Origin of the sequence: Macrococcus brunensis (assembly GCF_022343725.1) — a bacterium.
GTDB lineage: Bacteria > Bacillota > Bacilli > Staphylococcales > Staphylococcaceae > Macrococcus > Macrococcus brunensis.
Genome location: NZ_CP092179.1, coordinates 1,320,198 through 1,334,419 on the forward strand (window position 1 = coordinate 1,320,198; position 14,222 = coordinate 1,334,419).

General features: G+C 41.4%; 15 protein-coding genes. 4 read left to right on the top strand and 11 right to left on the bottom strand.

Annotated features, from left to right (window positions below; all coding sequences use genetic code 11):
• Window positions 1-117: 117 nt before the first annotated feature.
• Both MGG13_RS06905 and MGG13_RS06910 read right to left on the bottom strand, forming a co-directional pair.
• Window positions 118-2,157, bottom strand: a complete 2,040-nt coding sequence (locus tag MGG13_RS06905; protein WP_239035690.1) for a peptidoglycan D,D-transpeptidase FtsI family protein — start codon at window positions 2,155-2,157, stop codon at window positions 118-120.
• A 95-nt stretch (window positions 2,158-2,252) separates the two neighbouring features.
• Window positions 2,253-2,855, bottom strand: a complete 603-nt coding sequence (locus MGG13_RS06910; RefSeq protein WP_239034407.1) for a superoxide dismutase — start codon at window positions 2,853-2,855, stop codon at window positions 2,253-2,255.
• A gap of 104 nt (window positions 2,856-2,959) precedes the next feature.
• Here MGG13_RS06910 and MGG13_RS06915 point away from each other — a divergent pair, with 104 nt between their 5' ends.
• From MGG13_RS06915 to MGG13_RS06925, 3 genes are read left to right on the top strand one after another with little or no spacing between them, the layout of a single operon-like run.
• Window positions 2,960-3,730: a DUF1189 family protein gene (locus tag MGG13_RS06915; protein ID WP_239034408.1), complete on the top strand. Its 771-nt coding sequence runs from the start codon at window positions 2,960-2,962 to the stop codon at window positions 3,728-3,730.
• 23 nt (window positions 3,731-3,753) lie between these two features.
• Window positions 3,754-4,851 (top strand): flavodoxin-dependent (E)-4-hydroxy-3-methylbut-2-enyl-diphosphate synthase, encoded by a 1,098-nt coding sequence (gene ispG / locus MGG13_RS06920; RefSeq protein WP_208001754.1) that lies wholly within the window; start codon window positions 3,754-3,756, stop codon window positions 4,849-4,851.
• Window positions 4,838-5,401, top strand: a complete 564-nt coding sequence (locus MGG13_RS06925; RefSeq protein WP_133431603.1) for an LNS2 domain-containing protein — start codon at window positions 4,838-4,840, stop codon at window positions 5,399-5,401. The genes ispG and MGG13_RS06925 overlap by 14 nt, the downstream gene beginning before the upstream one ends.
• Window positions 5,402-5,433: 32 nt before the next feature.
• Here MGG13_RS06925 and MGG13_RS06930 read toward each other — a convergent pair whose 3' ends face one another.
• From MGG13_RS06930 to MGG13_RS06950, 5 genes are all read right to left on the bottom strand, one after another.
• A complete protein-coding gene (locus tag MGG13_RS06930) occupies window positions 5,434-5,841 on the bottom strand; it encodes a Fur family transcriptional regulator (protein ID WP_133431604.1) in 408 nt (135 codons plus the stop codon).
• Window positions 5,831-6,679 (bottom strand): metal ABC transporter permease, encoded by an 849-nt coding sequence (locus tag MGG13_RS06935; RefSeq protein ID WP_239034409.1) that lies wholly within the window; start codon window positions 6,677-6,679, stop codon window positions 5,831-5,833. The genes MGG13_RS06930 and MGG13_RS06935 overlap by 11 nt, the downstream gene beginning before the upstream one ends.
• Entirely contained in the window at window positions 6,676-7,440 is a 765-nt protein-coding gene (locus tag MGG13_RS06940) for a metal ABC transporter ATP-binding protein (protein ID WP_133431606.1), read from the bottom strand. The genes MGG13_RS06935 and MGG13_RS06940 overlap by 4 nt, the downstream gene beginning before the upstream one ends.
• A gap of 89 nt (window positions 7,441-7,529) precedes the next feature.
• Window positions 7,530-8,420 (bottom strand): deoxyribonuclease IV, encoded by an 891-nt coding sequence (locus MGG13_RS06945; protein ID WP_239034410.1) that lies wholly within the window; start codon window positions 8,418-8,420, stop codon window positions 7,530-7,532.
• An 11-nt stretch (window positions 8,421-8,431) separates the two neighbouring features.
• The gene (locus tag MGG13_RS06950; protein ID WP_239034411.1) at window positions 8,432-9,760 is read right to left on the bottom strand and encodes a DEAD/DEAH box helicase; all 1,329 of its coding nucleotides are present in this window, start codon (window positions 9,758-9,760) and stop codon (window positions 8,432-8,434) included.
• A gap of 113 nt (window positions 9,761-9,873) precedes the next feature.
• On the opposite strand from MGG13_RS06950, the gene MGG13_RS06955 reads away from it, so the two are divergent.
• The gene (locus tag MGG13_RS06955) at window positions 9,874-10,839 is read left to right on the top strand and encodes a 4-hydroxy-3-methylbut-2-enyl diphosphate reductase (protein WP_239034412.1); all 966 of its coding nucleotides are present in this window, start codon (window positions 9,874-9,876) and stop codon (window positions 10,837-10,839) included.
• A gap of 31 nt (window positions 10,840-10,870) precedes the next feature.
• Here MGG13_RS06955 and MGG13_RS06960 read toward each other — a convergent pair whose 3' ends face one another.
• The 4 genes from MGG13_RS06960 to rpoD all read right to left on the bottom strand — a co-directional run bounded on the left by MGG13_RS06960 (window position 10,871) and on the right by rpoD (window position 14,215).
• A complete protein-coding gene (locus MGG13_RS06960) occupies window positions 10,871-11,959 on the bottom strand; it encodes a Nif3-like dinuclear metal center hexameric protein (RefSeq protein WP_239034413.1) in 1,089 nt (362 codons plus the stop codon).
• A complete protein-coding gene (locus MGG13_RS06965; RefSeq protein WP_239034414.1) occupies window positions 11,949-12,626 on the bottom strand; it encodes a tRNA (adenine(22)-N(1))-methyltransferase in 678 nt (225 codons plus the stop codon). Before MGG13_RS06965 ends, MGG13_RS06960 begins: the two co-directional genes overlap by 11 nt.
• Window positions 12,627-12,681: 55 nt before the next feature.
• Entirely contained in the window at window positions 12,682-13,041 is a 360-nt protein-coding gene (locus tag MGG13_RS06970; RefSeq protein WP_239034415.1) for a c-type cytochrome, read from the bottom strand.
• Between the two features lie 82 nt (window positions 13,042-13,123).
• Entirely contained in the window at window positions 13,124-14,215 is a 1,092-nt protein-coding gene (gene rpoD / locus MGG13_RS06975) for an RNA polymerase sigma factor RpoD (RefSeq protein ID WP_239034416.1), read from the bottom strand.
• Window positions 14,216-14,222 lie beyond the last annotated feature (7 nt).

Consider the following 14,222-nt stretch of genomic DNA (forward strand, 5'->3'; position numbering starts at 1 on the left):
TTTATTACAACTTAACTCTACAATAGCTTTATTAATTAAAGATGAATCTATTGTAAAGATTATGTAAATAAAAAAGGTAACCCAAATATGATTCTGGATTACCTTTACTATAATTGTTTACTTTTTCGTTGAGAAATAGCTATTTATTATATCTCTACCCAAATCTCCGCCTGGTAACCATGGCGGTGGCACCGGCTGGTTGGAATAGATGATTGAAAATGAGATTTCTGGTTTGTCTTCTGGTGCATAGCCGATATAAGTTGCATTTACTCTAGGTTCTCCGTTCTGGAATACCTCAGCAGTTCCTGTTTTACCGGCTGATTTAACAGTTGTATTGTGAAAGCTATTATACCCTGTTCCTTCTATTTGGTTGAAAACCATATCAAAGCCAGATTTCACCTGTCTCATTTCAGTAGGTGTACTATTGATTTTATTGAGTACTTTACCGTTCACCACTTCTTTGACAGGCCCAAGGGTCTCTGTTTTAGAAGGTGTTCGGATTTCTTTTACGACGTGTGGCGAAATCCGGCTGCCATCATTTGCAATCGTCGAAATATATTGGGATAGCTGAAGTGGTGTATAGGTATCATACTGTCCGATCGCTAAATCCAGATAATTACCGGCATTGTCTGTCAGTTTACCAGATTGACCGACTACTTCATTCGGCAGATCAATGCCTGTTTTTACTCCCAGACCAAATTGATTCATACCTGTTCTTAGAATACGTCCTGCTTCTGAGATATCTTTAGGTAACGACATGCCTTGTGAATAATTCATACCAGCAATTTTAAGTGCTGTTTTAAACATATAGACGTTTGATGAATGCATCAATGCTTCTTTATCATTGATTGTTATCTTACCATCCTGGTTGAAGTATGAACGCTTCGTCATTCCACCTGCAAAAGACATTGGTTCATCCACCATTTCTTCGCCTGGCTTAATGGCATTCTGATGATAACCTGTCAGCAAAGTAGCCCCTTTTACGGAAGAGCCTACTGCATATTGAGAAGTAAATGTGCCATAATGATAATCTGAGATTCTGCCGTTCGGCTCTATTTGCCGTCCTGCTAGCGCAAGCACATCCCCATTATTCGGATCCTGTACGACTACCAGTACTTTATCCATTGTTTTAGCACCTTCAGAGCGCAAAATAGCAATATGCTTATCAATCATTTTTTCAATTTTCTGCTGAAGCTCTATATCAATTGAGAGAACTAAGTCGTTTCCTCTGGATCCCGGATCAATTATCTCTGAACTTGTGATCTGCCCCGACTTATCAGTCACATAGCGCATTTTTTTCTTTTGACCGCGAAGCACATCTTCATATTCATATTCCAGATAACTTTGTCCCACACGATCATTTCGGGCATAGCCTCGCGCTAAATAATAATCGATGTTATCTTTTGGCAGACCTTCTTCTTTTGATGTCACTTTACCAAACAATGTTTTCAGAGTATTACCATATAAATATTTACGATCCCAGTCCATCGTTGTATTAATGCCTGGTAACTTGGCAAGATTTTGTGAAACGAGTGCATATTCCTTTTCAGTTACATGCTCATTTTTGATCGTCTGAGGGGTTAACTGACTACCGGCAGACATCTCCCGGTAAATGGCTGCGATTTCAAGTTCTTTCTTAGAGAGCTTTACGCGCGGTGCAATCTTTTTATATAAAATATCATCATACTGCTGCTGTGTGATCATGTCATTTTGAAACTGTTCTGATTCTTTAGTCATTAATTTTTCAACGACTTCCGGATGTGTCTGAATAAAATAAGTTTCTTTATCCATATCAGTCAGTTTATCAGTCGGCATATTGATAATCTTAGACAATTTCTTTGCTGTATCTAGAAGTTCATATGTTGTCGTCATTCTGCCGCGTGTATAGGTGATAGATTTTTTCGCCGTATTATCAACTAAAAGTTTACCGTTCCGGTCATAAATACGTCCTCTTGGTACCGATTCATTGATAACGATATTCTCATTACTCGCTACTGCTTTCTTATAATTCTCACTTTTGACTATCTGTAAATATCCCAGTCTGAGGATCAGCAGTGTCATGAGTGTCATCACTGCAATAAAAAGCACATTCAGACGACGCTGTGTTGTCCGCTTCTGTCTGAGCTCATTTGATTCCTTTTTCAATCTTCTCAAAATAAATCCCCGCTTCTCACTTTATCTTTTAATATTAAAACAAATAAGACGCGATTTCTATCTTTAGACAAAAAAAGAGGCCGAAGCCTCTTCATTTATTATTTTGCAGCGTTATATAATTCGTTAACTTTATCCCAGTTGACTACATTCCAGAATGATTTGATGTAGTCAGGACGTTTGTTCTGATAGTTTAAGTAGTATGCATGTTCCCATACATCTAAACCTAAGATAGGCGTTTTACCTTCTTTTAATGGGTTGTCCTGATTTGGTGTAGAAGTGATTTCAAGTTCACCGTTATTGACAACAAGCCAAGCCCAGCCAGAACCGAAACGTTTCGTTGCTGCTGTCGCAAATTCTTCCTGGAATTTCTCGAAAGAACCGAATTTAGCATTGATTGCTTCTAAAACTTCACCTTTAGGTTCGCCACCTTCAGCTGATAACAGTTGCCAGAATAATGAGTGGTTATAGTGTCCGCCACCATTGTTTTGTACAGCTGTTTTCAGATCAGCTGGTAATGAATCGATGTTTTTGTTTAATTCTTCGATTGATTGATCAGCATATTCTGTACCTTCTACTGCTGCGTTTAAATTTGTTACGTATGTGTTGTGATGTTTCGTATGATGAATCTCCATTGTTTCTTTATCGATGTGTGGTTCTAATGCATCATATGCATATGGTAATTGTGGTAATTCAAAAGCCATATTATTCATCCTCCTCTGTATTAAGTACATATTTATCATAGCAAGCTTTTATTTTCGGCTCAACTACTTTGCTTGTAATAATCAATAGCACATTTGCACGTTGTATGGTAAGTTTTCAGATGGAGGAGATTCTATTGAAGTATCAGCTTGCACTCACACGGCTATTTAAGCCAAAAAAATATGCTTTATATCGCACTACACCGCTCAGATATATTTTTCTGCACTTGTTTATACTCAGTGCATTACTTGCAGCACCTGCAGCGAGTCAGTTTTTTCAGTCGATGACTTCACTGTCACAGCTTATTGCAGACAAGTCAGAAGCCATACCTGATTTCACTATAAAAAACGCAAAACTTAGTCTGCCTCAGCATCAGGATACAGTGATTCATTTAAACAACGGCACTGTCACTTTTACAGAGCAGAGCTCGGGCCTTTCAAGCGATCAATTTACGTTCAGTAAAGAACATATCATGATCAAAGGGATTGACCCTATATCCTACCATAACTTTAGTACGATAACAGATAGAGAATCTATGCTGGAAACACTGACGACATTTTCTTCATCTATTTATTTTTATTTCGGTCTTATTACGGTTGCACTTATCTTGATACAGCTCTTTATCATCCTTATTAAATTGGCATCCATCAGTCTTGTCGCTCATTTAGCCGCCCTTGTCTTACGCAAAAAATCACGCTATATGAACTGGCTGAAAATAACGACTTTCCTGTTAACGCCAGCCGTTCTTATACAATATACCGGTATACTAGTACCGAATACTTTAACCTATCCTCTATCATGGTGTATAATAATTTTACTTACGTGTCTAGCTATCTATCACCTGCCCGTGATTAAAAAAGCACGTCAAACCAATTAAAAGGAGACATCATTATGTCTGAAATTACACATAGAAGCAAAACCCGTCCAGTCAAAGTAGGTAATCTTACTATTGGAGGCTCCAACGAACTGGTTATCCAAAGTATGACGACGACTAAGACACATGATGTTGAAGCAACTGTCGCTGAAATCAAGCGTCTAGAAGAAGCAGGCTGTCAGATTGTACGTGTCGCCTGCCCAAAAGAAGAAGATGCGCTCGCTATCGCTGAAATCAAAAAAAGAATTGATATTCCGTTAGTTGTTGATATTCACTTTGATTATAAGCTCGCTCTTCTTGCGATTGAAGGCGGAGCTGATAAAATCCGTATTAATCCAGGGAATATCGGTCGCCGTGAAAAAGTGGAAGAAGTCGTTAAAGCCTGTAAAGCAAAAGGAATTCCAATCCGTATCGGGGTTAATGCCGGCTCTCTTGAAAAGCACATCCTGAAGAAATATGGCTATCCAACAGCAGACGGTATGGTTGAGAGTGCGCTGCATCATATTAAAATTCTGGAAGACCTTGATTTCCATGACATTATCGTCTCAATGAAAGCAAGTGATGTCAGTCTCGCAATTGAAGCCTATACGAAAGCTGCTCAAGCTTTTGATTATCCCCTTCACCTCGGTATCACAGAAAGTGGTACACTATTCGCCGGCACTGTAAAATCTGCAGCGGGTCTTGGTGCTATCATGAGTCTCGGTATTGGTAATACGCTTCGCGTGTCATTATCAGCAGATCCTGTTGAAGAAGTGAAAGTAGCAAGAGAACTACTTAAATCATTTGGTCTTGCCAGCAATGCAGCAACATTGATCTCATGCCCGACTTGTGGCCGTATCGAAATCGATCTGATTTCTATCGCAAATGAAGTAGAGGATTATATTTCAACTATCAAAGCACCGCTGAAAGTAGCTGTTCTGGGTTGTGCTGTAAATGGTCCTGGTGAAGCACGTGAGGCAGATATCGGTATTGCCGGTGCACGTGGAGAAGGTCTTCTCTTTATGAAAGGGAAAACCGTACGTAAAGTACCAGAAGAAACGATGGTGGAAGAACTGAAGAAAGAAATCGATAAACTTGCTGAAGAATATTTTAAGAAACAGGAAGAAGAACTTGCAAAAAATTAAACGACTCGGTATTGATATAGACGGGACAGTGACCTGTCCGACCGCTTTAGTTCCTTACTTGCAGCGTTCATTCGGATCAGACATCAAATATGAAGATATTACGGCTTATGATTTAGGCGTCGTTCTGAATAAGTCTGATGAAGAGATGTACGACTGGTTTATGGCCAATCAGGAAGAGATCTATACACACTCCCCTGTCGCAGAAGGTGCAATCCCTGTTCTGAAGGAATGGTCAGAGCAGTATGAGCTTTATTACATCAGTGCTCGCTATGATTATCTGGACCGAGTGACAACTGACTGGTTTGAAAAACACGACGTTCCTTTTCATCATATCGAGCTGACAGGCAGTCACGATAAGATTGAAGCTGCTAGACAGCACCATGTCGATGTCTTTTTTGAGGACAAGTTGGATAATGCCATCGATATCAATCGTGAACTAGACATTCCTGTTATTTTATTCGATACCCCTTACAATCAAAGCGCACTTCCGGAGAATGTCCACCGCGTTTTTACCTGGAATGAAGCTAAAAAAATTCTCAGCACATTATAAAAAAGGAAGCTATCCTCTGATAGCTTCCTTTTTTAATGACATTTTTCACATAAACCATATACTTCAATTTTGTGACGTTTAATCTCGACTCCCGGCAGCTCTGATTTAAACGTATTGATCGGGCAGTAGTCAATGACTTTTGTCTGGCCGCATGATTCACATATGAAATGATGATGATGATGTTTCGTACAGGAAAGTCTAAACTGTTTTTCATTATTCCACTCTGTCGCTTCTACTATACCGAGTTCTGCGAATAGATGAAGGTTACGGTAGACAGTATCGAATGAAATACCTGGATACGTCTGATGCATTTCAAGCTGCACCTGCTTTGCTGTAATGTATTTATCTGCATCCGCAAAAATAGTGATCATATCACGTCTTTTATCTGTGTATTTGTAACCATTTTCTTTTAAAATATTAATCGCTTCTTCAGTTTTCATCCAGCATTCCTCCTTGTTCTCGTTTTTTCTGATAAAGTATGGCACAAAGCAGGATGACGATAAGCAGTAAAACAATGACGCCTCCTGGTGAAATATTAAGATAAAAAGCAAAGATCAAACCTAAAATCACTGATCCTTCTCCGAAGATAACACTCCATAACATCAGTTCCTTGTACCCTCTCGCAAATCTCATCGCGCTTGCAACCGGCAATGTGATCAGACTGCTGACCAGCAGAATGCCGACGATACGCATCGATGCCGAAATAACTAGTGCGACCATCAGCATGAAAAGAACATGCAGATATTTAGGGACGCCGATAATCTGTGCATATTCCTCGTCAAACGAGAGCATAAACAACTCTTTATAGAGTAAGAATATAAACAACACGACGATGATGAATATAGCTACGATTGTTAACAGATCAGCTAGTGTCACTGCGCTGATACTGCCGAATAAGTAGCCGAACAAGTCCTGGTTAAAGCCATCAGCAAGTGAAATAAAGACAACGCTGAGACCGATACCCAGCGACATAATTATCGGAATCGACAGTTCCTGGTAGTGCTTATAGACACTTCTCAGTCTTTCGATGAGCAGTGCACCTGTCACTGAAAATAGGATGCCAAACCAGATGGGACTGATGGCGACAGGCGCAAGCCATTTTGCGGCCAGCATACCAAACGAAATACCACCGAGCGTGACATGACTGAGCGCATCCGCAATCAGCGACAATCTTCTGACCACTATAAATGTCCCGATTAAAGGTGCAAGAATACCGATCAGCATGCCACAGAGAAATGAATAGCGCATGAAATCGAAATTCAGGAGTGCATCGATCATAAACAACACTCCCTTTCGTGACTATGGTCAACAAACTGAACCGGATGACCATATATTTTAGAAATTTCCACTTCGTCCAGTGATTTAAACTGCTGAATAGTACCGTGGAAATGCAAGTGCTGATTTAAGCAGGCCACATTGGTCGCCGTATCGGCAACGACACCGATATCATGCGTGACCATCAGAATAGTGATGCCTTCAGACTTCAGTCGAGACAGTAGTTGATAGAAATCTGCGACATGTTTTGCATCTATTCCAACTGTTGGTTCATCTAATATCAATATACTTGGATTTGAAATCAGCGCTCTAGCGATAAAGACGCGCTGCTGTTGACCCCCTGATAACTGCGAAATATTTTTGTCTGCCAGATGTTCAATATTTAAACGTTCCATCATCTGATTGACCCGTTCCCGGTCCTGCTTTTTAAAACGCTGGAACAACTTTTTTTCCTGAATCAGTCCACTCAAAATCACTTCTCGGACAGAAGCAGGGAAACCTGTGTTACCCGAATTCGCTTTCTGTGAGACATAGCCAATTCGTTCAGACTTCTGCTGATTCAAAGGTTCCCCGTTAACAAGAATTTCTCCTGACTGCAGCTGAAGAATACCTAGTATCAGCTTAAGTAGTGTAGACTTGCCGGAACCATTTGGCCCGACTATTGCCAGAAAATCCCCCGGGTATATTTTAAGATTGATATCCTGAAGTGCTTTTTTATCTGGATAGCGATAATCTATGTGTTTGACTTCAAATACAGGTTCCATTTGTCACCTCTCTATTTTCCAATACCATCTATCTTAATGTAAATCGTAATGAAAACGCAAGGATGAAATCTCATCCTTGCGCAAAAAACTTATTGAGCCATAATCTTTTCGAGTAACGCCGGGTCGAACTCGCCGTTTTTAATCATCTCTATTTCAAAGCGATAAGGTGGCTTCTTATTTTTTTTATCTTCTCCGACATAGGGTGTCTCGAGAATCTTTGGAATTTCACTAAAAGCTTCATGTTTAACAACACGTTCTAATGCTTCAAATCCGATTTCCCCGAAACCGAAGTTTTCATGACGGTCTTTACGTGCGCCCTGCACATTTTTACTATCATTGACATGGACGACTTTGATGCGGTCAAGACCTACGATGCGGTCAAACTCTTCCAATACACCGTCAAAGTCATTGATGATATCGTACCCTGCATCATGTACATGGCACGTATCGAAACAGACTGATAGACGTTCATTGTTGTGAACACCCTCTATAATCTGTGCGAGTTCTTCAAAAGTCTTCCCGCATTCAGAACCTTTACCAGCCATCGTCTCAAGTGCGATACGCACATCATTCTGATTGGTCAGCACTTCATTCAGTCCTTCAATAATCTTATGAATTCCGGCATCTTCACCTGCACCGACATGCGCACCAGGATGCAGCACAATATCTTTTGCACCGAGCGCTTCTGTTCGTTCAATCTCTTTCTGCAGGAATTCGACACCCAGTTCGAAAACTTCAGGCTTAACGGTGTTGGCAATATTGATGATATAGGGTGCATGGACCACGATGTTTGACAGTCCATTTGCCTGCATATGCGCAAGTCCTGCCTCGATATTTAAGTCTTCAATCGGTTTTCTTCTCGTGTTCTGCGGTGCACCTGTATATATCATAAAGGTTGATGCGCCGTATGATGCTGCTTCTTCAGATGCAGCAAGCAGCATTTTTTTACCGCTCATCGACACGTGTGAACCTATTAGCATCTATAGACCTCCTATTTCTTACGGGCTTCTTTATTGCGACGTTTCGCAAATGATTTCTTTTCATTGCGTTTCAGCTGGTCTAACTCATAACGGAATTTACGCTTATAGCCTGGTTTAACTTTCTTTTTACTCTTTACTTTATGTTTCAGCTTCTGTTCGATATTATCTTCCTGCTTTTTACGTCCGGAACGCTGAGTACGGTCTTTGATTTCTTTTAGTTCACCTGATTTTGTATCAGCGTGAATAAAAGTAAATCCTTTTTTCTCAATCTGATTGATCAGATCTTCTTCTTCTGGTGTATAAAGGGTAATCGCCGTCCCTTTATAATTACCACGTCCTGTTCGTCCGACGCGGTGTGTAAAGAAGTCGACGTCCTGCGAAATATCATAGTTGATGACATGACTGACCCCTTCAATATCAATACCGCGTGATGCAAGGTCTGATGCTACAACGAACTGGAAGTCCAGCTGTTTAATCCGTTTCATCTGCTGAACACGTTCACGAGGTGTGAGTCCGCCGTGAATAATACCTGCCTTAATTCCTTGGTCTGCCAGATGATTCAGTACTTCATCTGCACGTTCACGACTGTTCGCAAAAATAATACAGAGATATGGATTGATTGTTGACATGACTTCAACCAGTTTCTCTTTTTTATCATTGGATTTAGTCGGAATAAGGAAAAACTCGATATTCTTATTCGTTTTCTCCATCGGGTCGATCTCTACGAATTCAGGCTGCGTCAAATATTTGTTCAGGAAAGGATGCAGCGCTTTTGGAATAGTGGCAGAGAAGACAGCAATCTGAGCTTCTTCTCCGAGACGTGCTGCAATAGAGTCCACCATCGGCATAAAACCGAGGTCAATCATTAAGTCTGCTTCATCAATAACAATTGATTTTGCAAGGTGCAGTTTCAGTGCATGTTCTTCTGCCATATCATTGATACGGTTCGGCGTACCGATGATGAGCTGTGGTTCTATTTTCGATTTCTGGATATCTTTCTGTTTATCCGTACCGCCGATGTAAAGACCTGCTTTGATTTCTTCTTTAAAACCGAGCAGATGCTGTGCTGCATCGTACAGCTGTTTCGCCAGTTCTCGTGTTGGAGCAAGTATAATAACCTGCGGCTCATGCACAGACGGATCAATACGGTCGATTAAGGGCAGCAGGAACGAATGTGATTTCCCTGTTCCTGTCTGGGATTGTCCGATTAAGTTAATGCCTCGTGTCAGTTTTGGAATGACACGTCTCTGGATTTCAGTGGGCTGATCAAAATTAAGATCTTTCACCGCTTCTATCAATTCAGATGAAAGTTCAAAATTTTCAAATGGATGTTTAGCCATTGTTATCCTCCTTTATTTCTTCATCTTAAGTATTATAGCGGAAAGTAGCGGTTAAAGATAGTTTAATTGCCGGCATGAAATTGCTATACTGAAGACATAAGGAGGTCATCCATATGGATATCGTTAAAATAACACCTCGTGGCTACTGTTACGGCGTTGTCGATGCGATGATTATCGCCCGCAATGCGTCGCTTGATAAAAATCTGCCACGCCCTATATATATTCTCGGTATGATCGTGCATAACAAACACGTGACTGATGCTTTTGAAAGTGATGGCATCATCACACTGGACGGTCCCAACAGACTAGAAATTCTGGAGAAGATTGATTCAGGTACTGTCATCTTCACCGCTCACGGTGTATCACCTGAAGTCAAGAAACGTGCTAAAGAAAAAGGACTGGTCTGTATCGATGCTACCTGTCCGGATGTTGAGAATACACATGCGCTTATCCGCAGCAAAAAAGCGGAAGGTTACCATGTCATCTATATCGGCAAAAAAGGACATCCTGAACCAGAAGGTGCGGTCGGCGTCGCACCGGACATCGTGCATCTCGTCGAGAATACAGATGATATCGCTGCCCTTGACGTTGCACTGAAAGACCATAAGCTGATTGTGACCAATCAGACAACGATGTCACAGTGGGATGTTTCTCATCTGATGGTGGAACTGCAGAAAAAATTTCCACATATCGAAGTGCATAAGGAAATCTGCCTCGCGACTCAAGTCCGTCAGGAAGCAGTAGCCAATCAAGCTGATCAGGCTGATATTCTGATTGTAGTCGGCGACCCAAAGAGCAATAACTCCAACCGTCTGGCTCAGGTCTCTCAGGAAATCGCACATACAGAAGCCTACCGCATCTCTGACATCAGCGAACTGAAGCTGGAATGGCTTGACGGGAAAAAAACAGTCGCAGTGACAGCCGGCGCTTCTACGCCGACACCTATTGTTAAGGAAGTCATTGATTTCATCTCGAAATATAATCCAGCTGAACCCGGCAATCTTCCTGCAGTATCAGCGGTTCCGACAGAGAAAATTCTGCCGAAAATCAAGAATCCAAAGCCCGTACAGACATTATAAAAAGACATTCGTCACATGACGAATGTCTTTTTTAGATGGCTTTAAATGGATTAGTGGATTGTTCAGAAGCATGTACATTCAGTTTACTGTCAAATGACTGAAGTAATTCCTTTAATCCTTCAATCATGACCTGTTCAGAATAATGCTCAATATCAGCAGTCAGAAGTCCCGCCATCAGTAAATCGTGAGCTTCATGATATTTGATATCACCTGTCAGAAATAAGTCCACACCCGTTGCAGCGACTTCTTTCATATAACTTACGCCTGCCCCGCTGATGATGCCGACAGTGCGAATCATTTTACTGCTATCTCCTATCAGTCTAAGCGTCTCAATATTAAGCTGCTCTTTTACAGATGTCAGCCATTCTATAACACTTACACTGGATGCCAGTTCCCCGCGAATACCAGTACCGAATTGATCCGTTGCTTGAAAGCGATATATATCATAGGCTGGTTCCTCGTACGGATGAGCAGAATGGATTGTTTCTTCTACTTTCTTCTGCAAATGAGGCTCGAAGACACATTCAAGCTTCATCTCCTCAACAACTTCAAGCTGATTGCTCGTGCCGATATAAGGTGAAGCTGATGCGTTAGGCCGGAACTGCCCCTGTCCTTCTAGTTGGAAGAAACAGTCACTATAGTCTCCTATCTGACCGACACCGACTTGCGCAAGTGCCTGTTTGAGTGACTCCACATCTTCACGCGGCACAAAAATCTGCAGTTTGGCCATTTCACGTTCCGCCGGCAATAGAATCTGCTGCTTTGTCAGACCAATTTTGTCAGCAATCATGGCACTGACACCTTGATCATAAGCATCCAGATTTGTATGCATAGCAATCAACTGTAAGTCATTTTTAATCAGCGCATGGATAACAGCACCGTAGCCTTGATTCTCAATTCTTTTAATACCGGAGAAAATAAGCGGGTGATGTGCAATGACGGTATTACAGTTTTTATCCACCGCTTCCTGTACGACTTCAAGTGTACAGTCAAGTGTTGTCAGAATGCCTGTCACTTCACTAGACATATCGCCGATCAGAAGACCGACATTATCCCAGCTTTCTGATTTCTTAAACGGAATTTCAGCATCAATCAGTTTCAGAAGCTCTTTAATCAGCAAAATGAATCGCCTCCCGGTAAAGTTTAAGCTGTCTTTCGATTTCTTCTTTCTTCTCCTGCTGCAATGGTTTGTCTTTAATCGTCTCAAGGATTGCTGTCAGGTGCTGATAATCCTTCTGCCACTTTTCATTGAAAGTCTCTGACTGTTCTCTAAGCAGCAGTGGGCCAAACTTCATTTCTGCTTCAGTCAGCGCCATTACACCTTCTTCAGCGACTATAATCTCATAGATATGTTTCTTCTCTTTAATGATTTCCTCAGCTACGATTTGATAGCCGAGTGACTGCAGGGCATGTCTGACCGCCTCTGAATGGATATTACTCTGCAGAATAAGACGGGGTTTAGATTCAAGCTTTGAACGGCCAGCGAGCAGAATATCACTGATCAACGGCCCCCCCATACCACAGATAGTGATGCAGTCGACTTCACCATTTTCGATGACTTCAAGTCCTGACCCCATCCGTACCTGAATCTTATGCGACAGCCCTTCACTACGGACATTGCGGACAGCTGCCTGGAACGGCCCTTCTACTATTTCTCCAGCTACTGCCTGCTCTATTTGATGCTGCTGCATCAGATAAATAGGCAGATATGCATGATCTGAGCCGATATCAGCAAGTGTTGTGCCTTTTACGTAATCTGCTACTTTCTTAAGTCTAGTACCAATCATATAATACTCCTAACAAAAAAATCTTTTGCCGCGGCAAAAGATTTTTTTAGTTTTATTATTTTGCTTCTTTTAAGTACTTAACAAGTGTATCTAAGTCTTTGTCAGCGATGACTGATTCATCGTGAGCTGGCATTGCGCCTTTACCTTCACGGATGATCTTTTTCATTTCTTCAGGTTTTTTTGTATTACCTGCTAATTTAGGACCCATCGCACCTTCAAGGTTTTGACCGTGACAAGAAGTACAGTTATCTTTAGCGAAAGCCGCTGCATCAAACTTCTGTTCAGTTTTAGCGCCGCCTTCTCCACCTTCAGCATCTTCTTTTTCATGGTTAGCTGCTTGAGCTGACATGAAGAAAATTAAACCTACGCCCATAAGTAGGATTAAAATGAATGGAACAACTGGATTACGATTCATTAAATTTTACCTCCCTTTATAGTGACCATATACATATCTATTTTATATTAAAAATGCGCATTGTCAAAGTCTTTTCACAATTTTAATCCATAAAGTCTTTGAGTCGTTTACTTCTCGAAGGGTGACGGAGTTTACGAAGTGCCTTCGCTTCAATCTGGCGGATACGTTCACGTGTCACACCAAATACTTTACCTACTTCTTCAAGTGTACGAGTTCGGCCGTCATCAAGACCGAAACGTAGACGGAGTACATTTTCCTCACGGTCTGTCAGTGTATCAAGGACATCCTCGAGCTGTTCCTTTAAGAGCTCATAAGCGGCGTGATCAGCAGGACTCTGTGCATCTTGGTCTTCAATAAAGTCTCCTAAATGAGAATCATCTTCCTCACCAATTGGCGTTTCAAGTGACACAGGTTCCTGTGCAATTTTCAGAATCTCTCTGACTTTTTCAGGCGGCAGGTCCATCTCTTCTCCGATTTCTTCAGGAGAAGGGTCACGGCCTAAATCCTGCAATAACTGACGCTGTACACGAATCAGTTTATTGATTGTTTCAACCATATGAACAGGGATACGAATCGTACGCGCCTGGTCAGCGATGGCACGAGTGATCGCCTGACGAATCCACCAAGTCGCATAAGTAGAGAATTTAAACCCTTTAGTGAAATCAAATTTCTCTACCGCTTTAATCAGACCCATGTTCCCTTCCTGGATTAAATCAAGGAAAAGCATGCCTCGGCCTACATAACGTTTAGCGATACTGACTACAAGACGTAAGTTTGCTTCAGCGAGACGTGCTTTCGCTTCTTCATCGCCTTGTTCAATTCTTTTAGCCAGTTCCACTTCTTCTGCAGCACTTAAAAGGTTAACGCGTCCAATCTCTTTTAAGTACATACGAACCGGATCATTAATTTTAACACCTGGAGGCGCTGATAAATCATTCAAATTGAGTTTTTCATCTGTATCCTGAGCATCTTTTTCATTGATTAATGTAATGTCATTCTCCGTGATGGTCTCAAAGAATTCATCCATCATATCTGCATCCATGTCAAAGTTCTGCAGTTTATCTGCAATCTCCTCATGGCTGAGCTGCCCGTTCTTTTTACCTGTTTCTATTAACTGTGCTTTTATCTGCTCTAATGAAAGAGCAACATCTGCTACGGTTTTCTTAACTGCCATACACATT